Annotated in this window: 22 protein-coding genes; 8 read left to right on the top strand and 14 right to left on the bottom strand. The window is 62.7% G+C overall.

Annotated elements, in window-relative coordinates:
* Positions 1–14 precede the first annotated feature (14 nt).
* The 3 genes from rnhA to CKW35_RS08445 all read left to right on the top strand — a co-directional run bounded on the left by rnhA (position 15) and on the right by CKW35_RS08445 (position 3,667).
* Entirely contained in the window at positions 15–461 is a 447-nt protein-coding gene (rnhA, locus tag CKW35_RS08455; protein ID WP_016488238.1) for a ribonuclease HI, read from the top strand.
* Positions 462–512: 51 nt separating this feature from the next.
* Positions 513–1,271, top strand: a complete 759-nt coding sequence (dnaQ, locus tag CKW35_RS08450; RefSeq protein WP_016488237.1) for a DNA polymerase III subunit epsilon — start codon at positions 513–515, stop codon at positions 1,269–1,271.
* A 146-nt stretch (positions 1,272–1,417) separates the two neighbouring features.
* Positions 1,418–3,667, top strand: a complete 2,250-nt coding sequence (locus tag CKW35_RS08445; protein ID WP_023047507.1) for an Orn/Lys/Arg decarboxylase N-terminal domain-containing protein — start codon at positions 1,418–1,420, stop codon at positions 3,665–3,667.
* Here the strand turns inward: CKW35_RS08445 and CKW35_RS08440 are convergent.
* Positions 3,651–3,869 (bottom strand): hypothetical protein, encoded by a 219-nt coding sequence (locus tag CKW35_RS08440; protein WP_016488235.1) that lies wholly within the window; start codon positions 3,867–3,869, stop codon positions 3,651–3,653. The genes CKW35_RS08445 and CKW35_RS08440 overlap by 17 nt on opposite strands.
* 157 nt (positions 3,870–4,026) lie before the next feature.
* On the opposite strand from CKW35_RS08440, the gene chrR reads away from it, so the two are divergent.
* Complete coding sequence (gene chrR / locus CKW35_RS08435; protein WP_023047506.1) at positions 4,027–4,587, top strand: class I chromate reductase ChrR; 561 nt, start codon at positions 4,027–4,029, stop codon at positions 4,585–4,587.
* A 77-nt stretch (positions 4,588–4,664) separates the two neighbouring features.
* Here the strand turns inward: chrR and CKW35_RS08430 are convergent, their stop codons facing one another.
* Positions 4,665–6,737, bottom strand: a complete 2,073-nt coding sequence (locus tag CKW35_RS08430) for a TonB-dependent receptor domain-containing protein (protein WP_095115677.1) — start codon at positions 6,735–6,737, stop codon at positions 4,665–4,667.
* A gap of 219 nt (positions 6,738–6,956) precedes the next feature.
* Here CKW35_RS08430 and CKW35_RS08425 point away from each other — a divergent pair, with 219 nt between their 5' ends.
* From CKW35_RS08425 to CKW35_RS08415, 3 genes are read left to right on the top strand one after another with little or no spacing between them, the layout of a single operon-like run.
* Positions 6,957–7,205 (top strand): helix-turn-helix domain-containing protein, encoded by a 249-nt coding sequence (locus CKW35_RS08425; protein ID WP_024717878.1) that lies wholly within the window; start codon positions 6,957–6,959, stop codon positions 7,203–7,205.
* An 11-nt stretch (positions 7,206–7,216) separates the two neighbouring features.
* The gene (locus CKW35_RS08420; RefSeq protein WP_016488231.1) at positions 7,217–7,564 is read left to right on the top strand and encodes a head completion/stabilization protein; all 348 of its coding nucleotides are present in this window, start codon (positions 7,217–7,219) and stop codon (positions 7,562–7,564) included.
* On the top strand, positions 7,557–7,919 hold the full coding sequence (locus CKW35_RS08415) for a hypothetical protein (RefSeq protein ID WP_016488230.1): 363 nt from the start codon (positions 7,557–7,559) through the stop codon (positions 7,917–7,919). Before CKW35_RS08420 ends, CKW35_RS08415 begins: the two co-directional genes overlap by 8 nt.
* On the opposite strand, the gene CKW35_RS08410 is transcribed toward CKW35_RS08415, so the two are convergent.
* Positions 7,916–8,284 (bottom strand): helix-turn-helix domain-containing protein, encoded by a 369-nt coding sequence (locus tag CKW35_RS08410; protein ID WP_016488229.1) that lies wholly within the window; start codon positions 8,282–8,284, stop codon positions 7,916–7,918. The genes CKW35_RS08415 and CKW35_RS08410 overlap by 4 nt on opposite strands.
* 179 nt (positions 8,285–8,463) lie before the next feature.
* Here CKW35_RS08410 and CKW35_RS08405 point away from each other — a divergent pair, with 179 nt between their 5' ends.
* Complete coding sequence (locus tag CKW35_RS08405) at positions 8,464–8,727, top strand: ogr/Delta-like zinc finger family protein (protein ID WP_016488228.1); 264 nt, start codon at positions 8,464–8,466, stop codon at positions 8,725–8,727.
* Between the two features lie 80 nt (positions 8,728–8,807).
* On the opposite strand, the gene nuoN is transcribed toward CKW35_RS08405, so the two are convergent.
* The 11 genes from nuoN to nuoC form a co-directional block, all read right to left on the bottom strand.
* Positions 8,808–10,277 carry an NADH-quinone oxidoreductase subunit NuoN gene (gene nuoN / locus CKW35_RS08400; RefSeq protein WP_016488227.1) on the bottom strand — a complete coding sequence of 490 codons (1,470 nt, stop codon included), beginning with the start codon at positions 10,275–10,277 and terminating at the stop codon, positions 8,808–8,810.
* A 7-nt stretch (positions 10,278–10,284) separates the two neighbouring features.
* Positions 10,285–11,817, bottom strand: a complete 1,533-nt coding sequence (gene nuoM, locus CKW35_RS08395; protein ID WP_016488226.1) for an NADH-quinone oxidoreductase subunit M — start codon at positions 11,815–11,817, stop codon at positions 10,285–10,287.
* Positions 11,818–11,857: 40 nt separating this feature from the next.
* The gene (gene nuoL, locus CKW35_RS08390) at positions 11,858–13,711 is read right to left on the bottom strand and encodes an NADH-quinone oxidoreductase subunit L (protein ID WP_016488225.1); all 1,854 of its coding nucleotides are present in this window, start codon (positions 13,709–13,711) and stop codon (positions 11,858–11,860) included.
* Positions 13,708–14,016 (bottom strand): NADH-quinone oxidoreductase subunit NuoK, encoded by a 309-nt coding sequence (gene nuoK / locus CKW35_RS08385; RefSeq protein ID WP_003251446.1) that lies wholly within the window; start codon positions 14,014–14,016, stop codon positions 13,708–13,710. The genes nuoL and nuoK overlap by 4 nt, the downstream gene beginning before the upstream one ends.
* A 3-nt stretch (positions 14,017–14,019) precedes the next feature.
* Positions 14,020–14,520, bottom strand: a complete 501-nt coding sequence (nuoJ, locus tag CKW35_RS08380; protein WP_016488224.1) for an NADH-quinone oxidoreductase subunit J — start codon at positions 14,518–14,520, stop codon at positions 14,020–14,022.
* Positions 14,521–14,530: 10 nt separating this feature from the next.
* Complete coding sequence (gene nuoI / locus CKW35_RS08375; RefSeq protein WP_016488223.1) at positions 14,531–15,079, bottom strand: NADH-quinone oxidoreductase subunit NuoI; 549 nt, start codon at positions 15,077–15,079, stop codon at positions 14,531–14,533.
* 11 nt (positions 15,080–15,090) lie between these two features.
* Complete coding sequence (nuoH, locus tag CKW35_RS08370; RefSeq protein WP_016488222.1) at positions 15,091–16,098, bottom strand: NADH-quinone oxidoreductase subunit NuoH; 1,008 nt, start codon at positions 16,096–16,098, stop codon at positions 15,091–15,093.
* Positions 16,095–18,809 (bottom strand): NADH-quinone oxidoreductase subunit NuoG, encoded by a 2,715-nt coding sequence (gene nuoG, locus CKW35_RS08365; RefSeq protein WP_016488221.1) that lies wholly within the window; start codon positions 18,807–18,809, stop codon positions 16,095–16,097. The genes nuoH and nuoG overlap by 4 nt, the downstream gene beginning before the upstream one ends.
* Positions 18,810–18,941: 132 nt before the next feature.
* On the bottom strand, positions 18,942–20,303 hold the full coding sequence (gene nuoF, locus CKW35_RS08360; protein ID WP_016488220.1) for an NADH-quinone oxidoreductase subunit NuoF: 1,362 nt from the start codon (positions 20,301–20,303) through the stop codon (positions 18,942–18,944).
* A complete protein-coding gene (nuoE, locus tag CKW35_RS08355; protein WP_016488219.1) occupies positions 20,300–20,797 on the bottom strand; it encodes an NADH-quinone oxidoreductase subunit NuoE in 498 nt (165 codons plus the stop codon). Before nuoE ends, nuoF begins: the two co-directional genes overlap by 4 nt.
* A 2-nt stretch (positions 20,798–20,799) precedes the next feature.
* The gene (gene nuoC, locus CKW35_RS08350; RefSeq protein WP_016488218.1) at positions 20,800–22,581 is read right to left on the bottom strand and encodes an NADH-quinone oxidoreductase subunit C/D; all 1,782 of its coding nucleotides are present in this window, start codon (positions 22,579–22,581) and stop codon (positions 20,800–20,802) included.
* Positions 22,582–22,612 lie beyond the last annotated feature (31 nt).

Here is a 22,612-nt window from a genome sequence, read left to right as displayed (position 1 = left end):
TTCAAGAGTGGTACATGAGCGATAGCGTCGAAATGTTTACCGATGGTGCCTGCAAAGGCAATCCTGGCCCGGGTGGCTGGGGCGTCCTGATGATCTACAAGGGCGTCGAGAAGGAACTGTGGGGCGGCGAACGTGAAACCACCAACAATCGCATGGAACTGATGGCGGCCATCCAGGGGCTGATGTCGCTCAAGCGTGAGTGCGACGTGGTGCTGACCACTGACTCGCAGTACGTGATGAAGGGTATCAACGAGTGGATGGTCAACTGGAAGAAGCGCGGCTGGAAAACCGCAGCCAAAGAGCCGGTGAAAAATGCCGACCTGTGGCAGCAGCTCGATGAACAGGTCAACCGCCACAAGGTGAGCTGGAAGTGGGTGCGCGGCCACATTGGTCACCCCGGGAACGAGCGCGCCGACCAACTGGCCAACCGTGGGGTCGATGAGGTGCGCGCCCAGCGTTGAGCTGGGGTACAATTGCGGCCTTTGTAACTGATGCAAGTTGGAGCGCCCCGCGTGGAGCAGCAGCAAGATAAACGCTTCGTCATTCTCGATACCGAAACCACGGGTATGCCGGTCAGCGAAGGCCACCGCATCATCGAGATTGGCTGTGTCGAGGTCATCGGCCGGCGCCTCACCGGGCGGCACTTCCACGTCTACCTGCAGCCGGACCGCGAGAGTGACGAGGGCGCTATCAACGTCCACGGCATCACCGATACTTTCCTGGTCGGCAAGCCACGCTTTGGCGATGTAGCCGAGGAATTCTTCGAATTCATCCAGGGCGCCACGCTGGTCATCCATAACGCGGCGTTTGACGTTGGCTTCATCAACAACGAATTCGCCTTGCTGGGCCAGCAGCATCGCGCTGACATTTCGCAACATTGCACCATCCTCGACACCCTGTTGCTGGCGCGCTCGCGTCACCCGGGGCAGCGCAACAGCCTCGATGCGCTCTGTAAACGCTACGACATCGACAACTCGGGCCGTGAGTTGCACGGCGCATTGCTCGACTCGGAACTGCTGGCTGACGTCTACCTGGCGATGACCGGTGGCCAGACCAGCCTGTCGCTGGCTGGCCATGGGGCGGATGCCGAAGATGACGGGCAGGGCGCTGGCGGCAGCGAGATCCGCCGCATTGTCGGGCGTACGCCGGGGCGGGTGATCATGGCCAGTACCGAGGAACTGGAGGCGCATGCCGAGCGGCTGGCCGCCGTTGCCAAGTCGGCGGGTGGGCCCTCCATGTGGCAGGTCCTTACCGAGACGCCAACAGGGTAATTTTTTCTGCTTGCCGTGGGTTGTGTGGCGCCTTTGAGATCGAGCGCCGCGCGGGCGGCGCTCGATCTACGCGTCACCTCAACGCTCAAGACCGGCCCGTCAACTACCCTGAAGTGGACGCCATGTCCTTCGGAGGTAGCCACCTGATGTACAAGGACCTCAAGTTCCCGATCCTCATCGTCCACCGCGCCATCAAGGCCGACAGTGTCGCTGGCGAGCGCGTGCGGGGTATCGCCGAGGAACTGCGCCAGGATGGCTTCGCCATTCTCGCCGCCGCTGACCACGCCGAAGCCCGTCTGGTCGCCGCCACTCACCACGGCCTGGCCTGCATGCTGATCGCTGCCGAAGGCGTTGGGGAGAATACCCACCTGCTGCAGAACATGGCCGAACTGATCCGCCTGGCCCGCCTGCGCGCACCCGATCTGCCGATTTTCGCCCTGGGTGAGCAGGTAACCCTGGAAAACGCCCCCGCCGAAGCCATGAGCGAGCTTAACCAGCTGCGTGGCATTCTTTACCTGTTCGAAGACACCGTGCCGTTCCTCGCCCGCCAGGTGGCGCGTGCCGCACATACCTACCTTGACGGCTTGCTGCCGCCGTTTTTCAAAGCCTTGGTGCAGCATACCGCGCAGTCCAACTATTCTTGGCACACCCCGGGCCACGGCGGTGGCGTGGCCTACCACAAAAGCCCGGTGGGCCAGGCGTTTCATCAGTTCTTCGGGGAAAACACCCTGCGCTCGGACCTCTCCGTATCCGTGCCGGAACTCGGCTCGCTGCTCGACCACACCGGCCCCTTGGCCGAGGCTGAAGCCAGGGCGGCGCGTAACTTCGGTGCTGACCACACCTTCTTCGTCATCAATGGTACTTCCACGGCCAACAAGATCGTCTGGCACGCCATGGTCGGCCGTGACGACCTGGTGCTGGTGGACCGCAACTGCCACAAGTCGGTGGTTCACGCAATTATCATGACTGGCGCCGTTCCGCTGTACCTGTGCCCGGAGCGCAACGAGCTGGGTATCATCGGCCCGATCCCGCTCAGCGAATTCAGCCCCGAGGCTATCGAGGCGAAGATCCAGGCCAACCCCCTTGCCCGTGATCGCGGGCGGCGCATCAAGCTGGCGGTGGTGACCAACTCCACCTACGACGGGCTGTGTTACCACGCCGGGATGATCAAGCAGTGCTTGGGTGCGAGTGTAGAGGTGCTGCACTTCGACGAAGCCTGGTTTGCCTATGCGGCGTTTCATGATTTCTTCACCGGGCGCTATGCCATGGGCACGGCCTGCACGGCGGGCAGCCCGCTGGTGTTCAGTACCCATTCCACCCACAAATTGCTGGCCGCGTTCAGCCAGGCCTCGATGATCCATGTGCAGGACGGGGCCAGGCGGCAACTGGACCGAGACCGCTTCAACGAAGCGTTCATGATGCATATCTCGACCTCGCCGCAGTACAGCATCCTTGCCTCGCTGGATGTAGCCTCAAGCATGATGGAAGGGCCGGCGGGGCATTCACTGCTGCAAGAGATGTTCGACGAAGCGTTGAGTTTTCGTCGTGCCCTGGCCAACTTGCGCGAGCACATTGCTGCGGATGACTGGTGGTTCAGTATCTGGCAGCCGCCGGGCACCGAAGGTATCCAGCGCCTGGCCGCGCAGGACTGGTTGCTGCAACCGGGTGCCGAGTGGCATGGCTTTGGCGAAGTGGTGGACGACTACGTGCTGCTCGACCCGCTCAAGGTCACATTGGTAATGCCGGGCCTGAGTGCGGGTGGTGTGCTGGGCGAGCATGGCATCCCGGCGGCGGTGGTCAGCAAATTTCTCTGGGAGCGGGGGCTGGTGGTGGAGAAAACCGGCCTGTACAGCTTCCTGGTGCTGTTTTCCATGGGCATTACCAAAGGCAAGTGGAGCACTTTGCTGACGGAGTTGCTGGAATTCAAACGCCACTATGATGGCAACACAGCCCTGAGCAGTTGTCTGCCGAGCGTGGTGGCAGCTGATGCTTCACGCTACCAGAGGATGGGGTTGCGCGACCTGTGTGACCAGTTGCATGACTGCTACCGCGCCAATGCCACGGCCAAGCAACTGAAGCGGCTGTTCACGCGTTTGCCGGAGGTGGCCGTGAGCCCGGCCCGTGCCTATGACCAGATGGTGCGTGGGGACGTGGAGGCGGTGCCGATCGAGGCGCTGCTGGGGCGTGTGGCAGCGGTGATGCTGGTGCCGTATCCGCCCGGTATTCCATTGATCATGCCGGGCGAGCGGTTCACCGAGGCGACCCGCTCGATACTCGACTACCTGGCCTTCGCCCGGGCATTCAACCAGGGCTTCCCCGGTTTTGTCGCCGACGTGCATGGCCTGCAGAACGAGAGCGGCCGTTACACCGTGGACTGCATCACGGAATGCGAATGATCTCGACGCCGCTGCGCGCCAGTTCGAAGCGGTTTTCACCGAGGTGGTTGACCTTGTCGCCGATGGCCAGGCGGTAAGTGGTGATGGGGGCGCCCAGCGTGCTGCCGTCAAGTTGCAAGGTGGACTCCTGGAACTCGTGCACGGGGTAGATACGGCCTTCGGCGTCACGGGCGTGGAATTGGCCGACCATTACTGCTGCCATTTGGGTGGAAACCTCTGAATTACGTAGAAAATGTCTGAAGGCATAGACCGTGCAACAGCCTCGGAAGTTTTCACCCTGAGGAAAAAAAACCAAAGCGCCGAGCAACGGTCATCTATAACTACAACGTCCCTTTACCCAGCAAAGGTTGGAAATTGCCATGAGCCAGGTGTATTCGGTAGCGGTTGTCGTGGGTAGCTTGCGCAAGGAGTCGTACAACCGCAAGGTCGCCCGCGCACTTTCGGAGCTGGCGCCGTCCAGCCTTGCCCTGAAGATCGTCGAAATTGGCGATTTGCCGTTGTACAACGAGGACGTCGAGGCCGAAGCGCCGCCAGAGGCGTGGAAGCGTTTTCGCGAGGAGATCCGCCGCAGTGATGCGGTGCTGTTCGTTACCCCGGAATACAACCGCTCGGTGCCTGGTTGCCTGAAAAATGCCATCGACGTGGGTTCGCGGCCCTACGGGCAAAGTGCCTGGGGTGGCAAGCCGACGGCGGTGGTGAGTGTATCGCCCGGGGCCATTGGAGGCTTTGGCGCCAACCATGCCGTGCGCCAGTCGCTGGTGTTTCTGGACATGCCATGCATGCAAATGCCCGAGGCCTACATTGGCGGGGCAGCAAGCCTGTTCGAGGACTCGGGCAAGCTCAACGACAAGACCCGGCCATTCTTGCAGGCGTTTGTCGACAAGTTTGCTTCGTGGGTGAAGTTGAACAGGGCGGTTTGATCCGCAATCATCGGGTGAGCGCGGCCTTTGTAGGAGCAGCACAAGGCTGCTCCTGCAGAAACACTGCGCTGCATGTTCTAGCGGAAGCTGTAGGAAACACCGGCGTAAACGCCAAACCCTTCGCCCGGCGTCGAACGGGCGTTGTCCTGGCCGGCATCGTTGTAGGTGGGTGTCACTGTCGCCGCATAGCGCTTGTTGGTCAGGTTGCGCAGGTCCAGCCACGTCTGCCAGTCCTGTTTGGGTGAATTCCAGCCCAGGCGCGCGCCTAGCAAGGCATATGCATCGGCGTGATAGCTGTTGGCATAGTCCACCTGCACTTTCGACGCCATTTGCGTGTTGACCCCGGCGTAGAAGCCGCTCGGCCAGTCATAGCGCAGTTCGGCCTGGTAGTAGTGCATGGGGATGCCGGGCAGGCGGTTGTCGCCAAACTTGTCGTCATCACGGTAGTGGAAGTCGCTGAAGGTGTAGGCTTGGCGTACGCTCAGCTTGCCGGTACCGGCGCGTTCCCACAGGGTGCTGTCGAGGCCGGCTTCCACGCCTTGATGCACGGTGGCGCTGGCGTTGAACTCCGAGGTGAAGTTCGGCACCACTTCCACGGCCAGCAGTTCGTGGCGCACTTGCGAGTAGTACCAGGCAAGGTCCCAGTGGCCAAACGCCGAGTCGCCACGCGCCCCCAGCTCAAGGGTAGTGGCGGTCTGGTTCTGCATCTCGATCGGCTGGATCTGCTTGCCGCCTGTGCTGGGGGCGCTCCAGATCAGCGACCACGGGTGTGGCGGCTCTACCGAGCGGCTGAGATTGCCATACACCTGCAGGTCCGGGCGGATGTCGTAGCGCAACCCCAGGCGCGGTGCAAAGTCCCAGTCATACATGCTCACCTTGCCGCCTTCGGCCGGGTAGGTCACGTCACTTTCGCGGCGCGTGTAGATCATGGCCAGGCCGGTGGTCAGCCAGAGGTTGGGCACCAGCTCCAGGTCATTACCTGCATGCACAACGGTGTCCGACCCCTGGTAAGTGAAATCGCGGGTACGTGCGCCGAACACATCGCCATTGCGCGCGAACTGCGAGGCTCCGCTGTTGGGCAGGTGCTTGGTGGTGCGCCAGCCGATGGTGGTCTTGCTCTCATGACCGAACAGGGTGTCGCGGCGGAAATAGTTCAGCGTACCGCTGACATCGGTGTAGGCCACTTTCAGGCGCATCGGGCCTTCGCGCAGGTCCATCGGGTAGTCGTGGTAGACCAGGCCGGCTTCCAGGCGCGTATCGTCGTCGAGGTAGAAGGTGGTCTTGTTGCCCACCCAGGTGCTGCCTGGCTGCGGGCGGCTGTCGTCGCGCGCCAGATAGGCGGGGTTGGCCGCGCGGGGGTGGTGCTTGATCTGGTCTTTGGTCAGGCGCCCGGCCAGTTCGTTTTCGGTCTCCCGGTAACGCAGGTAGAAGCGGGTTTCAAGGTTCGGGTTGAAGCGGTAGCCGACATTGGCGGCAATGCCCTTGGCGCTGCCGCTGCTGTGAGCCTGATAACCGTCATATTCCGAATCGGTCAGGGCCACGTAGTAGTCGAGATTGCCCAGCACTTGACCTGAGCTGATGTGCCGGTGCTGGTAACCGCGGCTGCCGACCTCGTAGCGCACCTGTAGCGGTGCGGCGTCGTAGCCGGTGTGGGTGACATAGTTGATCGCACCGCCCAGCGCAAGGGCTCCCTGGTCGAAACCGTTGGCGCCGCGCAGCACTTCGGCACGGCTCAGCCACAGCGGCTCGAACAGCTCGTAGGGGGTACCGCCCGGGCCCGTCAGGGGCAGGCCGTCGAACATCGTGTAAACCCCGGAGCCGTGGGCCCCTGGAGCGCGGTTGATGCCCGAGCCGCGGATCGACAGTTTGATGCCATCGTTGCCCGCCGATTGGGCAAAAACGCCGGGCTGGTAGGCCAGCACATCCTGGTTGCTGGCAACCCGGCCTTGCCCTGCGCGTTGCATGTCTACCAGATTACTGGCGCCTGGCACCTCGCGCAGGCGTTCGCTGGCAGCTGACAGGTCGTTCTGCTCCTCATCGGTGATCAGCACCTGGCCTAATTCGACCGAGGTTGCTGCCAGGGCCGGCTGGGTGGCAGCAAAGGCAGCCAGCAGGCCAAGGCAGTGCGATGGGGGGAAAACGGAACGCATTGTACGACTCCAGGCGAAAAACGGATGGATAACGGCGTTGAGACGAGCGAAATGCCGCTTGGAGCACGCAGGAACTCAGCAAATTTCGTGAAGCCTTCATCAGATGGTTTTGTACGAAAGTTCTTTACAAGCCGCATCGGTGGAGAGGGTGGCGTGCGCTTCGTAAGGTGGCTGCAAATTGGCAGCGATGCCTCGCTCAACCAGCTGCGGAGTTCAAACATGACTGACAATGCCCGACATTTGCTGCAACACCCCGCTGACGCTCCGGTTCGCTTGACGCCACGTGAACAGCAGGTGCTGTTGTGGTGTGCCTATGGCAAAAGTTCCTGGGAGATAGGCCAGATCCTGGCGTGCAAGGAGTCGACCGTGAACTTTCATGTGTCCAACATCCTGCGCAAGTTCGATGTGCCTACACGGGTGGCGGCAGTGATCAAAGCCATCCGCTACGGCATGCTGGCCGGGCAGTGAGGGGGTGATGCATGGATAACGATCCTCGGCTGCCGCGCTTTGCCGATAGCCACGACCCGTTCTGGCCGCGGGTGGACCTGGGCAGGCTGCGTGAGCGCCTGCAACTGCAAGCGCCTGTCAGTGAGGTTGCACTTGAAGTAGCTGCCCGCTGTGCGGCCATCGACGCGGCACGCGAATTCGCTCGCTGGCGGGCAGTATTGCGAGAGCGCGGCTACAAGCGCCTCGAAGATGTCGCCGGGCATGACCATGGGCGTGCCTTGCGGGTGTGCTACATCCGGTTCGTCGAAGCGGCGGTCATGTACAGCCTGCGTTCGACGGCCTGCCTTTCTGTGCCGCGACGAGGGCAGTCCCATGCCTGAGCAATCTGTGCTGGATAACCTGGCATCGGCCTTCTTGGCGCTGCTCGGTGTGGATGGCAATGTACTGTTCGCTGCGCTGCTGGGGGCATTGCTGGTCAGTGCGGCGCGCGATCGGTTGATTACCAATACAGCCAGGCGCCTGACGCTGAGCAAGAAATTGCTGTTGGTATTCATCACCGTGGGTGTGGGCCATTTATTCGAACCACTGGTTTCGTCACTGGTGCCACTGTTGACCCGTGGCATGGCGGCATTCGTGGCTGCCGTGGTGGTGATCCCCATCAGCCTCAAGGTCATGGTGCTGGTGGACACGCTTGACCCGCGTGAGCTGATCCAGCGCTGGCGCCGGCGGGGTTAGCCACCAAGCTCACTCAACTGCCGCTCCAGTTGCTGGATACGCTGCTTGTCCTTGATGAACAGCAGGATGGCCTGGCGATCACTGGGCGATAGCGTACGCAGGCGCTCAAGCATGTCGCATTCCCAGCCTGCTTCATCAGGGCCTGCGGGGTGCTGATCGGCCTGGCCCAGCAACAGCCAGTCCAGTGAGCAGTCATACTGCCTGGCGATATCTATGCAAAGTGAGTATGGAATGCTGTCGCGCGTCTTCCAGCTGCTCAGCGTTTGTGGGCTCACCGAAAGTGCCCGGGACAGCTCGGCATCGGACTCTGAGCCGGTCAGCAGTTTAAGGCGCGTGAGCACCGCAGCAAGTACGTGAGTACTCATAACAAATATCCATGACTGGTTTAATGATATTCCATGGGCTTAAACTACTCGTTATGAATACAGCCCTGCGTTTTAAGGAGCACTTCTGCAATGAGAACCACCCAATTGAAGAATACACCCACAGTTGCAGCCAATACTTACACACAGGCTGGCTTGGGCAATGCTAGCAGGTACTTGCCGTGAGTACTTACAAGCTGGTTTGCCCGCATTGCCACAGCCGAATGCGCATACGTACTAGCGAGGGGCGCCATATTTTCCTGCGTATCGCTTATTTGCAATGCACCACCGAGGCGTGTGGCTGGTCAGTACGTGCCGAATTCGAAATGACCCATGAACTGTCCCCTAGCGGGATGCCCAATCCGGAAGTGTACCTGCCTTCGGCCAATGGTGATTTGCGCCAGGCCGCCCTGCCTGGAGCAGGCCAGCCCAGCCGGGTTGAGTGAGGCGTCACTGGGGGCAGGCCAAAAATGCGCCGATAAAAAAACACCCCGCATAGGCGGGGTGTTTTGTGTTGCCGGGGCAATCAGCCTATCAGTTGCAGGCCGGCTTGCTGGACCAGCTCCAGCAGCGGTTGCGGGTAGACGCCGAGTACGAAGGCAAGAATGGCGATGGCCAGCAGCATGACGCCACCGGTGCGCTGTTCCCACTTCAGCGGGGCGTCGTGGCGACGCAGGTTCGGCTCGACCAGGTACAGGGTGACCATGACGCGCAGGTAGTAGTAAACGCCGATGGCGCTACCGATCACCAGGGCACCGACCAGCCACCACAGGTGCGACTCTACGCCAGTGGCGATGATGTAGAACTTGCCGATGAAGCCAGCGGTCAGCGGGATGCCCGCCAGCGACAGCATCATCACGGTCAGTACGGCCGTCAGGTACGGACGGCGCCAGAACAGGCCGCGGTACTCATACAGTGCATCGGCGTCACGGCCGCCGTAAGGCGAGGACATCAGGGTGATGACACCGAAGGCACCCAGGCTGGTGATCACGTAGGTGACCAGATAAACGCCCATGGCTTCCAGGGCCAGGCCCTTGCTGGCAACCAGGGCAATGACCAGGTAGCCGAAGTGGGCGATGGACGAGTAACCCAGCAGGCGCTTGAGGTTGCTCTGGGTCAGCGCCAGCAGGTTGCCAATAAGGATCGAGGCCACGGCAATCACCGCCAGTACGGTGCTCAGCGCGCCGCTGCTGGCAGCAGGGGAGAGCATGAACAGGCGCACGACCACAGCGAACACCGCGACCTTGCTGGCGGTGGCCAGGAACGCGGCGACCGGCGCCGGGGCGCCTTCGTACACGTCCGGGGTCCACAGGTGGAACGGTACCAGCGACAGCTTGAAGGCCAGGCCGACCAGCATCATGCCCAGGCCCAGTTGGGCCACCAGGCTTGGCATGCTGGTGGTCGCCAGGGCTTTGCCGATCTGGTCAAAGCTCAGGCTACCTGCATCCGCGTACAGCAGGGCCATGCCGAACAGCAGGAAAGCCGAGCCTGCAGCCGACAGCACCATGTACTTGATGCCGGCTTCCAGTGAACGCTTGTTGAAGAACGCATACGCCACCAGGCCGTAGACCGGTACCGACAGCAGCTCCAGGCCAATGAACAGGCCGGCCAGGTGGTTGGCGCTGACCAGTACCAGGCCACCGAGTGCCGACATCAGCAGCAGCAGGTACAGTTCTTCACGGTTGCCCGGGAAGCCCTTGGAGCCTTCGCCAAGGTAGGCGTGGGCCAAGGTGACGCACGCCAGCGTCGCCACCAGGATGATCGCCATGTACAGGCAGGCGAACTTGTCGATGGTGATCAGCGCGGTGACGGCCAGCGGCGCTACCTTCAGCGCCGGCAGGATCGACAGCAGGGCCAGGTTCAGGCCCACGGTGGACAGCAGGAAGGTCTGCGAGTGGTTGCGCTTCCAGGCGATCGCCAGCATCACCACCACCGTGGTGATGGTGGTGATCAGCATCGGCGCCAATGCGATGAAGTGTTGAGTGGTGAATTCCATAGCGCTCTTACCGGGCCGAAGCGAGTTGAGTGAAAGCGGAACCGAGCCACTGCTGCACACCACTCATGGTGGCGGCAGAGGTGTCGAGGAACGGCTGCGGATACACGCCCAGCAGAATCAGCAGTCCCGCCAGGCCCAGCACCATGATCAGCTCGCGACCATCCATGCCAGCCAGCACGGTGTCGGCCTTGGCCGGGCCGAAGTAGGCGCGGTGGATCATGATCAGCGAGTAGACAGAACCGAATACCAGGCCGGTGGTGGCGATCACGGTGATCCATGGTACATGCGCGAAGCTGCCGATCAGGATCAGGAACTCGCCGACGAAGTTGCCGGTACCTGGCAGGCCCAGGGAGGCAGCGGCGAAGAACAGGCTGATCGCCGGGAGGTAGGCGATGCGGTGCCACAGGCCACCCATCTGACGCATGTCACGGGTGTGCAGGCGCTCGTACAGCTGGCCGGACAGGATGAACAGCGCCGCAGCCGACAGGCCGTGGGCCAGCATCTGGATCACCGCGCCTTGCAGGGCCTGCTGGCTGCCGGAGTAGATGCCGATCAGCACGAAGCCCATGTGCGAGACGCTGGAGAAGGCGATCAGGCGCTTGATGTCGGTTTGCGCAAAGGCCAGGAAGGCACCGTAGAAGATACCGATCAGGCCCAGGGTCATGGCGATGGGCGCGAACTCGGCCGAGGCGTTCGGGAACAGCGGCAGGGCGAAGCGCAGCAGGCCGTAGGCCGCGGTCTTCAGCAAGATACCCGCCAGGTCCACGGAACCTGCGGTCGGTGCCTGGGCGTGGGCATCAGGCAGCCAGGAGTGGAACGGTACCACTGGCAGCTTCACCGCGAAGGCGATGAAGAAGCCCAGCATCAGCAGGTACTCGACACCGGCTGGCAGCTCGGCCTTGAGCAGGTCGCTGTAGTTGAAGGTGAGCACGCCGGTGGTGTTGTAGTTGACCAGCACCAGGCCCAGGATCGCCACCAGCATGATCAGGCCGCTGGCCTGGGTGAAGATGAAGAACTTGGTCGCCGCGTAGATCCGGGTCTTCTTGCCGTCTGCCGAGCTATGACCCCAGAGCGCGATGAGGAAGTACATCGGCACCAGCATCATTTCCCAGAAGAAGAAGAACAGGAACAGGTCCAGGGCCAGGAACACACCGACCACGCCGCCGAGAATCCACATCAGGTTGAGGTGGAAGAAGCCGACGTGGCGCTGGATCTCTTTCCAGGAGCACAGTACCGACAGCACACCGAGCAGGCCGGTGAGCAGGATCATCAGCAGCGACAGGCCGTCGAGGGCCAGGTGGATGCTGATGCCGAAGCGCTGGATCCACTGGAGTTTGTATTCCAGGGCCCAGGCAGGTTCGGCGCCCGGAGCGGGGGCGAGGGTGTAGTCGCCGGTCGCCCACAGCCACAGGCCGATGCCGAGCAGCAGGGACATGGTCAGCAGCGCGATCCAGCGCGGCAAGGTGGCGCCGAAGCGCTCACCCAGCCAGCACAGGAAGCCGCCGATGAAGGGGATCAGGATCAGCCAAGGCAAAATCATGACGGGTTGGTTTCCTTTGGCAAAGTCGCAAGATTCATTGTCATACCGCAGCCACTAACACGGCACCGAGCACCAGCACGGCACCCACGGCGATAGAGGCGGTGTACCAGCGCAGTTGGCCAGTCTCGGTCTTGCTCATGGCGACATGACCGCCACGCGCCATCCGAGGAATCAGGCCGATGCTGCGGTCTACCGGGTCCTTGCGCAGGATGTGGCAGATCAACAGGTACGGTTTGACGAAAAGCTTGTCGTAGATCCAGTCGAAGCCCCAAGCGGCGAACCACCAGGCCGACAGGACGCGGCCGATGCCGCTGTTGGCGACTGCGCTGACGAAGCTGCGCTTGCCCAGGAACAGCAGGGCCGACAGCAGGATACCAGCGATGGCGATGGCACCCGAGGTGATCTCCAGCGCATGCTTGGCTTCACCACCGGCGTGGCCGGCGCTCTCAGGCAGCACGCCTGCCAGCGGCGGGGTGATCCAGGCACCCACGAAGGTCGACAGCACGATCAGCACACCCAGCGGCAGCCAGTGGCTGATGCCGTGACCCGCGTGAGCTTCGGTCTTGGCTTCGCCGTGGAAGGCGATGAAGATCAGGCGGAAGGTGTACAGCGAGGTCATGAACGCACCGACCAGGCCGGCGTACAGCAGGCCGGTGTTACCGCTGGCAAACGCTTCCCAGAGGATTTCGTCCTTGGAGTAGAAGCCCACGGTCACGATCGGCAGGGCGGCCAGGGCAGCACCACCGACCACGAAGCTGGCGTAGGCCAGGGGCAGTTTCTTCCACAGGCCGCCCATTTTGAAGATGTTCTGCTCGTGGTGGCAGGCAACGATCACCGCACCGGAGGCAAGGAACAGCAGGGCCTTGAAGAAGGCGTGGGTCATCAGGTGGAAGATCGCCGCATCCCAGGCGCCAACGCCCAAGGCCAGGAACATGTAGCCGATCTGGCTCATGGTCGAGTAGGCGAGGATACGCTTGATGTCGGTCTGTACCAGCGCGGCGAAGCCGGCCAGTACCAGGGTCACGCCACCGACAACACCTACCAGGTGCAGGATGTCCGGTGCCAGCAGGAACAGGCCGTTGGTACGGGCGATCAGGTACACGCCCGCAGTCACCATGGTTGCCGCGTGGATCAGTGCCGAAACCGGGGTTGGGCCCGCCATTGCGTCGGCCAGCCAGGTCTGCAGTGGCAGCTGGGCCGATTTACCGACCGCACCGCCCAGCAGCATCAGCGTTGCCAGCACCATCCAGGTGTCGCCCGCCTGGAACTTCTGCGGTGCCAGCACCAGCAGTTCCTGCACGTTCAGGGTACCCAGCTGGGCGAACAGGATGAACAGGCCGATGGCCAGGAACACGTCGCCGATGCGGGTGACGATGAACGCCTTGAGTGCCGCGTTACCGTTGTTGCGGTTGCTGTAGTAGAAACCGATCAGCAGGTACGAGCACAGGCCTACACCTTCCCAGCCGAAGTAGATGAACAGCAGGTTATCGCCGAGGATCAGGAACAGCATGCTGGCGATGAACAGGTTGGTGTACGAGAAGAAACGCGAGTAGCCGGCTTCGCCACGCATGTACCAGGACGCGAACAGGTGGATCAGGAAGCCGACACCGGTGACCACGCCGAGCATGGTGACCGACAGGCCGTCCAGATACAGGGTGAAGTTCGGCGCAAAGCCGTCCACCGACATCCACTGCCACAGCAGTTGGCTGTACGCGCCACCTTCAGGTGGTGCGACATTGAACTGCCAGATGACATAGGCGGCGGTGGCGGCCGAAAGGCCCACCGAGCCGACGCCGATCAGGGCGGACAGGTTCTCCGAGAACCGCCCGCGCGAGAACGACAGCAGCAGGAAGCCGACGAGGGGGAAGACGAAAGTCAGGAAGAGAAGGTTCATCCGCGCATCTCACTGGCAGCATCGATGTCGAGAGTGTGGAAGCGGCGATACAGCTGCAGCAGGATGGCCAGGCCAATACTGGCCTCGGCGGCTGCCAGGCTGATCACCAGGATGAACATCACCTGGCCGTCGGGCTGGACCCAACGGGCCCCGGCGACGACGAACGCCAGGGCAGAGGCGTTCATCATGACTTCCAGGCTCATGAGCACGAAGAGGATGTTGCGGCGGACCATCAGGCCAACCAGACCTAAGCAGAACAGGATACCGGCGACCGCCAGGCCATGCTCGAGAGGGATAGCACCCATGATTTACTCCTTCGCCTCGTTGCGGCCCAGGTGGAAGGCGGTGACGGCTGCAGCCAGCAGCAGCATCGAGGCCAGTTCGACCACCAGCAGGTACGGCCCGAACAGGCTGATGCCCACTTCTTTCGGGCCCACGGTGGTGCCGCTGATGCCAGCGCCGCTCGGGGCGACGAACAGCACGTACAGCAGTTCCAGCAGCAGCAGGGTGCCGAGGATCACCGGCCCTGCCCAGATGCCGGGCTTGAGCCAGCCCCGTTCCTGGGCGACCGAAGCCGGCCCCAGGTTGAGCATCATCACCACGAACACGAACAGCACCATGATGGCGCCGGCGTAGGCGATCACTTCCAGGGCACCGGCGAACGGCGCACCCAGTGAGAAGAAGATCATGGCCACGGAGATCAGTGAAATGATCAGGTAAAGCAAGGCGTGCACGGGGTTTGTGCCGGTCACCACCCGAAGGGTGGAGACCACGGCGATCCCGGATGCGAAGTAGAAAGCGAATTCCATCTTTCTGTCCTTATGGGAGCAAGCTCTTCACGTTGATCGGCTCGGCTTCGTTCTGCGCAGCGCCTTTCGGCTTGCCAGCGATCGCCATACCCGCAACACGGTAGAAGTTGTAGTCAGGGTTTTTGCCGGGGCCGGAGATCAGCAGATCTTCTTTCTCGTACACCAGGTCCTGACGCTTGAACTCGGCCATTTCGAAATCCGGGGTCAGCTGGATTGCGGTGGTCGGGCACGCTTCTTCACACAGGCCGCAGAAAATGCAACGCGAGAAGTTGATGCGGAAGAACTCCGGGTACCAGCGACCATCCTCGGTCTCGGCCTTCTGCAACGAGATGCAGCCGACCGGGCAGGCCACCGCGCAGAGGTTGCACGCTACGCAGCGCTCCTCGCCATCGGGGTCGCGGGTGAGGACGATGCGGCCGCGGTAGCGCGGCGGCAGGTACACGGGTTCTTCGGGGTATTGCAGGGTGTCGCGCTTGCGGAACCCGTGGGAGAACACCATGGCCAGGCTGCGCAGCTGTGTGCCGGTGCCCTTAACGATGTCGCCGATATACTTGAACATGGGTCAAATCCTCACTGGGCCGCGACGGCTGGCGTGTTGTAGAGCACGATCGCAGCGGTCACCAGCAAATTGATCAGGGTCAGCGGCAGGCAGAACTTCCAGCTGAAGTCCATCACCTGGTCATAACGTGGGCGCGGAATCGAGGCGCGCAGCAGAATGAACAGCATGATGAAGAACGCGGTCTTCAGGGCGAACCACAGGAACGGCAGTTGCGGCAGGATGCCGAACGGGCCGTGCCAGCCACCGAAGAACAGGGTTACCAGCAGCGCCGAGATGAGGATGATGCCGATGTACTCACCGACAAAGAACATGCCCCATTTCATGCCGGCATACTCGATGTGGTAGCCGTCGGCCAGTTCCTGTTCTGCTTCTGGCTGGTCGAACGGGTGACGGTGAGTCACGGCGACGCCAGCGATGAAGAAGGTGCAGAAGCCGAAGAACTGCGGAATGATGAACCACAGGTTCTGCGCCTGGTACTCGACGATGTCGCGCATGTTGAACGAGCCCACCTGCACCACAACGCCCATCAGCGCCAAGCCCAGGAACACTTCGTACGACACCGTCTGTGCCGAAGCACGCAAGCTGCCCAGCAGGGCGTACTTGTTGTTCGACGACCAGCCGGCGAACAGCACCGCGTAGACCGACAGGCCAGCCATGGCGAAGAAGAACAGCAGGCCGATGTTCAGGTCGGCAACGCCCCAGCCCGGTGTGATCGGGATGATCGAGAAGCCGATCAGCAGGGCGCTCATGGCCACGACCGGCGCCAGGGTGAAGATCATCTTGTCGACGAAGGGTGGGTTCCAGTCTTCCTTGAAGAACATCTTCAGCATGTCGGCGGCGATCTGGAACATGCCGAACGGGCCGACACGGTTAGGACCGTAGCGGTCCTGCCACCAGCCCAGCAGGCGGCGCTCGACGAAGCTGAGCAGGGCGCCGCAGACCACTACGGCCAGCAGCACCACGATAGCCTTGACGACCTGGATGATCACATCGATCACTTCGGGGGTGAACCAGCTCATTGTGCTGCCTCCTGCAGACCTTCGACGGGTGCACCGAAGATGGCAGGCGGGATGCCGGCCAGGCCTTTCGGCAGCGCGACCAGGCCAGCGCCCAGCTCTTCATTGATGCGCAGCGGCAGGCGCAGGGCCACACCGGCCACGTTCAGGCTCAGCAGGGCGCCCTCGTTGACACCCAGGCGGTCGGCTTCGGACTTGGCCAGGGCCACGTAGGCAGCCGGGATACGTTCTTGTACCGGCGCGGCCCGCGAGGAGCTTTCTTCGCTGCCGAACAGGTGGAAGAACGGTACCGCGGTCCAGGTGCCACGGGCCGGGTTGAAGGCGCCCGGAATGGCGTTGAACCAGTTCAGGCGATCGCCTTGCGACTCGATCAGGCGTACGCCAGGGTCACCGGCACGCAGGTGGCCACCGACCTCGTCCTGGAACTTGTTCCAGGCTTGCGGCGAGTTCCAGCCCGGCGACCAGGCGAACGGCACCTGCTGGCGCGGTTCGGCGGAGCCCGAGTAACCTTCCATGGAGAAGGCGAACGCGGTGTCCTTGTCTTGCGGGGTGCGCGGTTCGTGCACGCTGATGTTGGCGCGCATGGCAGTACGGCCGGAGTAGCGCAGCGGCTCACGGGCCAGCTTCATGCCCTTGATGCGGAAGGCGGCGCTTGGTGCAGCGTTGACGATGCCGGCCAGTTGCGGGGCGGCTTCGGCGCAGGCGCTGGTAACGTGGTCCAGCTGGGTCCAGTCGACCGGCTTGTTCAGCAGGGTGGCACGCAGGGCGTGCATCCAGCGCCAGCCTTCGTGGATCTGGATGCTGCTGTCCAGGTACTGCGGGTCGAACACCTGGAAGAAGCGCTGGGCGCGGCCTTCCTGGCTGACGAGGGTTCCGTCGCCTTCGGCGAACGAGGCGGCCGGCAGTACCAGGTGGGCGCGGTCGATCGTCGGCGTTTTCGAGTGGTCGGCAACGATCACCACCTTGGCCGCAGCCAGGGCGGCGTCGACCTTGGCGGCCGGCACGCGGGCGTACAGATCGTTTTCCAGCACGACGATGGCGTCGGCCTTGCCGCTGATGACCGCGTCCAGCGCGGCATCCACGGACTCGCCACCGAGCATGGCCAGGCCGATGCTGTTGGCCTCAGGTACCACCAGGCTCAGCGAACCGTCCTTCTCGCGCAGCTTCAGGGCCTTGGCGATGTTGGCGGCGGCTTCGATCAGTGCCGGGTCGGCCAGCGAAGTACCGGCGACAACCAGTGGGCGCTTGGCGGCAACCAGCGCGTCGGCGATGCGTTGGGCCAGGGCCTTGGCTTCGTCGTCCAGGCCGGCGACGGCGGGTGCGCTCGGGTCGATGGCGTGAGCCACTGCGAAACCGATGCGGGCCAGGTCGGCAGGCGCGGCGTGCACGCATTCTTCGGCAACGTCGTCCAGCTTGGTTTCAGCCAGCGAGGCAATGAACAGCGGGTACAGCGCGTGCTGGCCGATGTTCTTCACGGCGGCGTCGAGCCATGGCTGCACTTTCATCGCTTCGGCCATGGCCTCGGCCTTGCCCTTGGTGGCCTGGCGCACGGCGAGGGCCACGCGGGCAGCGGTCTGGGTCAGGTCTTCACCGAGCACGAACACGGCGTCGTGGTCTTCGATGTCGCGCAGGGTCGGCACCGGCAGCGGGCTGTTGTTCAGCACGTTCAGGGCCAGGCGCACGCGGGCCAGTTCGCCCGCTTCCATGCCGGAGTAGAAGTACTCGGCACCGACCAGCTCACGCAGGCCGTAGTTGCTTTCAAGGCTGGCGCGTGGCGAGCCGATACCGACGATGGTACGGCCGCGCAGCAGGTCGGCAGCCTTGTCCAGGGCGGCGTCCAGGCCCAGCTTGGTGCCATCGGCCAGGTGTGGCTGGCGTGGGCGATCCTTGCGGTTGACGTAGCCGTAACCGAAGCGGCCGCGGTCGCACAGGAAGTACTGGTTGACCGAGCCGTTGAAGCGGTTTTCGATCCGGCGCAGTTCACCGTAGCGCTCGCCCGGGCTGATGTTGCAGCCGCTGGAGCAGCCATGGCAGATGCTTGGGGCAAACTGCATGTCCCACTTGCGGTTGTAGCGCTCGGAGTGGGTCTTGTCGGTGAACACACCGGTCGGGCAGACCTCGGTCAGGTTGCCGGAGAACTCGCTTTCCAGCACGCCGTCTTCGACACGGCCGAAGTACACGTTATCGTGGGCGCCGTAGACGCCCAGGTCGGTACCACCGGCGTAGTCCTTGTAGTAGCGCACGCAGCGATAGCAGGCGATGCAGCGGTTCATCTCATGGGCAATGAACGGGCCGAGGTCCTGGTTCTGGTGGGTACGCTTGGTGAAACGGTAGCGGCGCTCGTTGTGGCCGGTCATCACCGTCATGTCTTGCAGGTGGCAGTGACCGCCTTCCTCGCACACCGGGCAGTCGTGCGGGTGGTTGGTCATCAGCCATTCGACGACGCTGGCGCGAAACGCCTTGGACTCGTCATCTTCGATGGAAATCCAGGTGCCGTCGGAGGCTGGGGTCATGCAGGACATGACGATACGACCACGGGTGTCGTTCTCGTCGGTGTACTGCTTGACCGCGCACTGCCGGCAGGCACCGACGCTACCAAGCGCCGGGTGCCAGCAGAAATAAGGGATGTCGAGGCCTAGCGACAGACACGCCTGTAACAGGTTATCTGCACCGTTGACTTCGAGCGCTTTGCCGTCTACGTGGATAGTGGCCATTGTTCAAAGTTCTTCGTTGGCCCGCGTGAGCGGGCGTGGCTAATGGAAATCTGTATGCCTGCGGCACGCCACACTTCATGCGGGCCGGCCGACAGGCTGGCGGGTGGCACGGACCACCCGCGTTCTATCTTGTTATGCGCCTACCACAATGGGCTTCGCCAGGTTCGGGCGCAGGGTGCCAGCGCTTTCCGGTGCTACACCGGCCTCGAACTCCGAGCGGAAGTATTTGATGGCACTGCCCAACGGCTCCACCGCCCCCGGTGCGTGAGCACAGAAGGTACGGCCGGGGCCGAGGAAGTTGACCAGGCCCAGCAGCGTCTCGATGTCTTCGGCGCGGCCCTGGCCGTTTTCCAGTGCGCGCAGCATCTTCACGCTCCACGGCAGGCCGTCACGGCATGGGGTGCACCAGCCGCAAGACTCGCGGGCGAAGAACTCTTCCATGTTGCGCAGCAGCGACACCATGTTGATGCTGTCGTCCACCGCCATGGCCAGGCCAGTACCCATACGGGTGCCGACCTTGGCGATGCCACCGGCGTACATCTGCGCGTCGAGGTGCTCGGGCAGCAGGAAGCCGGTACCGGCGCCGCCTGGCTGCCAGCACTTGAGCTTGAAGCCATCACGCATGCCACCGGCATAGTCTTCGAACAGCTCGCGGGCGGTGACGCCAAACGGCAGCTCCCACAGGCCTGGGTTCTTCACCTTGCCGGAGAAGCCCATCAGCTTGGTGCCGTGGTCTTCGCTGCCTTCGCGGGCCAGCGACTTGTACCAGTCGTTGCCGTTGGCAACGATGGCTGGCACGTTGCACAGGGTTTCGACGTTGTTCACGCACGTCGGCTTGCCCCACACGCCGACGGCGGCAGGGAAGGGCGGCTTGGAGCGCGGGTTGGCGCGGCGGCCTTCCAGCGAGTTGATCAGTGCAGTTTCTTCACCGCAGATGTAACGGCCGGCACCGGTGTGCACGAACAGCTCGAAATCGAAACCCGAGCCCAGGATGTTCTTGCCCAGCAGGCCGGCGGCCTTGGCTTCATCAATGGCGCGGTTGAGGTTTTTCGCCGCCGTGGTGTATTCGCCACGCAGGAAGATGTAGCCACGGTAGGCCTTCAGGGCGCGGGCGCTGATCAGCATGCCCTCGACCAGCAGATGGGGCTGTTGCTCCATCAGCATGCGGTCCTTCCAGGTGTTGGGCTCCATTTCGTCCGCGTTGCACAGCAGGTAGCGGATGTTCATGGATTCGTCTTTGGGCATCAGGCCCCACTTCACGCCAGTGGGGAAGCCTGCGCCGCCACGGCCCTTGAGGCCGGAGTCCTTGACGCTCTGCACGATATCGTCTTGCGACATCTCGCCCAGCGCCTTGCGGGCAGCAGCGTAGCCGTTCTTGGCCTGGTATTCGGCCAGCCAAACAGGCTCGCCGTCGTCACGCAGGCGCCAGGTCAGCGGGTGGGTTTCGGCCGAGCGCGCAATGCGGTTGGCCGGGCCGAAGGAAGTAATGGTCATACGTAACCCTCCAGCAATTGGGTGACGCCAGCGGGCTGCACGTCGCCAAAGGTGTCGTCGTCGATCATCAGCGCCGGGGCCTTGTCGCAGTTGCCCAGGCAGCACACCGGCAGCAGGGTGAAGCGGCCGTCGGCGGTGGTCTGGCCGAGGCCGATGCCCAGCTCGCTCTGGATCTGGCTGACGACCGATTCATGGCCGCCGATGTAGCAGACCATGCTGTCGCACACGCGGATGATGTGGCGGCCAACGGGCTGGCGGAAGATCTGGCTGTAGAAGGTGGCTACACCCTCCACGTCGCTGGCCGGGATGCCCAGCACCTCGCCGATGGCGTGGATGGCGCCGTCCGGCACCCAGCCACGTTCCTTCTGGACGATCTTCAGGGCTTCGATGGACGCCGCGCGCGGGTCTTCGTAGTGATGCATTTCGTGCTCGATGGCCGAGCGCTCTGTTTCGCTCAGGGCGAAACGGTCTGTCTGGATAAGCGTGCTGTTCATGCTTAGCGGTCCACGTCAGCCATAACGAAGTCGATACTGCCCAGGTACGCAATGAGGTCGGCGACCATGCTGCCTTTGATCACCGAAGGGATCTGCTGCAGGTGCGGGTAGCTCGGGGTACGGATCCGGGTGCGGTAGCTCATGGTGCCGCCATCGCTCGTCAGGTAGTAACTGTTGATGCCCTTGGTCGCCTCGATCATCTGGAACGACTCGTTGGCCGGCATGACCGGGCCCCACGAGACTTGCAGGAAGTGCGTGATCAGGGTCTCGATGTGCTGCAGGGTGCGCTCTTTCGGTGGCGGCGTGGTCAGCGGGTGATCCGCCTTGTACGGGCCTTCCGGCATGTTGCGCAGGCACTGGTCGATGATGCGGATACTCTGACGCATCTCCTCGACACGGACCATGCAGCGATCGTAGGCATCGCCGTTGTGGGCCAGCGGTACTTCGAACTCGAAGTTCTCGTAGCCGGAGTAGGGGCGGGCTTTGCGCAGGTCGAAATCGCAACCGGTGGAGCGCAGGCCGGCACCGGTGGTGCCCCATTCCAGGGCTTCCTTGGTGTTGTATGCAGCAACGCCAATGGTACGGCCCTTGAGGATGCTGTTCTGCAGGGCAGCCTTGGTGTACTCGTCGAGGCGCTTGGGCAGCCATTCAACGAAGTCCTTGACCAGTTTCTCCCAGCCGCGCGGCAGGTCGTGGGCGACGCCGCCGATGCGGTACCAGGCCGGGTGCAGGCGGAAACCGGTGATCGCTTCGATCACGGTGTAGGCGCGCTGGCGGTCGGTGAAGGTGAAGAATACCGGGGTCATGGCGCCAACGTCCTGGATGTAGGTACCCAGGAACAGCAGGTGGCTGGTGATGCGGAAGAACTCGGCCAGCATCACGCGGATAACGTCGACCTTCTGCGGCACCTTGATGCCCGCCAGCTTTTCCACCGCCAGTACGTACGGCAGGTTGTTCATCACCCCGCCGAGGTAGTCGATACGGTCGGTGTAGGGGATGAAGCTGTGCCAGGACTGGCGCTCGGCCATTTTTTCGGCACCACGGTGGTGGTAGCCGATGTCCGGTACGCAGTCGACGATCTCTTCACCGTCCAGCTGCAGAACGATACGGAACGCACCGTGCGCCGAAGGGTGGTTAGGGCCGAGGTTGAGGAACATGTAGTCCTCGTTGGCGCCCTGACGCTTCATGCCCCAGGCTTCCGGGTTGAAGCGCGCCGACTCTTCTTCAAGCTGTTGCTTGGCCAGGGTCAGGCTGTAGGGGTCGAACTCGGTGGCACGGGCCGGGTAGTCCTTGCGCAGCGGGTGACCTTCCCAGGTGGGCGGCATCATGATGCGGCTGAGGTGCGGGTGGCCGGCAAAGTCGATGCCGAACATGTCCCACACTTCGCGCTCGTACCAGTTGGCGTTTGGCCAGATACCGGTCACGGTCGGCAGGTTCAGGTCGCCTTCGCTCAGCGACACCTTGATCATCACGTCACTGTTACGCTCGATCGACAGCAGGTGGTAGAACACACTGAAGTCGGCGGCCGGCAGGCCACGGCGCTGGGTGCGCAGGCGTTCGTCCACGCCGTGCAGGTCGTACAGCATGCTGTAAGGCTTGGCGACACCGCGCAGGAAGCTGAGCACCTCTTTGAGCTGGGCGCGCTTGACCCACAGCACGGGCATGCCGGTGCGGGTTTCCTGGGCGACGAATGCTTCGGCGCCAAAACGGTTGTTCAGTTCGACGACCACATCCTGGTCGTCAGCCTTGTAGGGCGGAATATAAATAGCGTTGTCCGCTGTCATGGTCTCGGTCGCTTTGGGTCAACGTTAAGAA

The sequence above is a fragment of the Pseudomonas sp. Irchel 3F3 genome, assembly GCF_900187545.1.
GTDB lineage: Bacteria > Pseudomonadota > Gammaproteobacteria > Pseudomonadales > Pseudomonadaceae > Aquipseudomonas > Aquipseudomonas fortuita.
The sequence above is the reverse complement of the archived record's forward strand: the minus strand, read 5'-3'. Positions and strand labels throughout refer to the sequence as shown.

Bases quoted from the DNA above. Each gene is read 5' to 3' on its own strand.
- CKW35_RS08410 (WP_016488229.1), bottom strand. From the start codon at position 8,284: ATGAGTACTCACGTACTTGCTGCGGTGCTCACGCGCCTTAAACTGCTG.
- CKW35_RS08430 (WP_095115677.1), bottom strand. From the start codon at position 6,737: ATGCGTTCCGTTTTCCCCCCATCGCACTGCCTTGGCCTGCTGGCTGCC.
- nuoC (WP_016488218.1), bottom strand. From the start codon at position 22,581: ATGACAGCGGACAACGCTATTTATATTCCGCCCTACAAGGCTGACGAC.
- CKW35_RS08445 (WP_023047507.1), top strand. From the start codon at position 1,418: ATGTACAAGGACCTCAAGTTCCCGATCCTCATCGTCCACCGCGCCATC.
- nuoG (WP_016488221.1), bottom strand. From the start codon at position 18,809: ATGGCCACTATCCACGTAGACGGCAAAGCGCTCGAAGTCAACGGTGCA.
- nuoK (WP_003251446.1), bottom strand. From the start codon at position 14,016: ATGGGTGCTATCCCTCTCGAGCATGGCCTGGCGGTCGCCGGTATCCTG.
- CKW35_RS08440 (WP_016488235.1), bottom strand. From the start codon at position 3,869: ATGGCAGCAGTAATGGTCGGCCAATTCCACGCCCGTGACGCCGAAGGC.
- nuoM (WP_016488226.1), bottom strand. From the start codon at position 11,817: ATGATTTTGCCTTGGCTGATCCTGATCCCCTTCATCGGCGGCTTCCTG.
- nuoN (WP_016488227.1), bottom strand. From the start codon at position 10,277: ATGGAATTCACCACTCAACACTTCATCGCATTGGCGCCGATGCTGATC.
- nuoH (WP_016488222.1), bottom strand. From the start codon at position 16,098: ATGAGCTGGTTCACCCCCGAAGTGATCGATGTGATCATCCAGGTCGTC.
- rnhA (WP_016488238.1), top strand. From the start codon at position 15: ATGAGCGATAGCGTCGAAATGTTTACCGATGGTGCCTGCAAAGGCAAT.
- CKW35_RS08415 (WP_016488230.1), top strand. From the start codon at position 7,557: ATGCCTGAGCAATCTGTGCTGGATAACCTGGCATCGGCCTTCTTGGCG.
- CKW35_RS08425 (WP_024717878.1), top strand. From the start codon at position 6,957: ATGACTGACAATGCCCGACATTTGCTGCAACACCCCGCTGACGCTCCG.
- nuoL (WP_016488225.1), bottom strand. From the start codon at position 13,711: ATGAACCTTCTCTTCCTGACTTTCGTCTTCCCCCTCGTCGGCTTCCTG.
- nuoJ (WP_016488224.1), bottom strand. From the start codon at position 14,520: ATGGAATTCGCTTTCTACTTCGCATCCGGGATCGCCGTGGTCTCCACC.
- nuoI (WP_016488223.1), bottom strand. From the start codon at position 15,079: ATGTTCAAGTATATCGGCGACATCGTTAAGGGCACCGGCACACAGCTG.
- CKW35_RS08420 (WP_016488231.1), top strand. From the start codon at position 7,217: ATGGATAACGATCCTCGGCTGCCGCGCTTTGCCGATAGCCACGACCCG.
- nuoF (WP_016488220.1), bottom strand. From the start codon at position 20,303: ATGACCATTACTTCCTTCGGCCCGGCCAACCGCATTGCGCGCTCGGCC.
- chrR (WP_023047506.1), top strand. From the start codon at position 4,027: ATGAGCCAGGTGTATTCGGTAGCGGTTGTCGTGGGTAGCTTGCGCAAG.
- nuoE (WP_016488219.1), bottom strand. From the start codon at position 20,797: ATGAACAGCACGCTTATCCAGACAGACCGTTTCGCCCTGAGCGAAACA.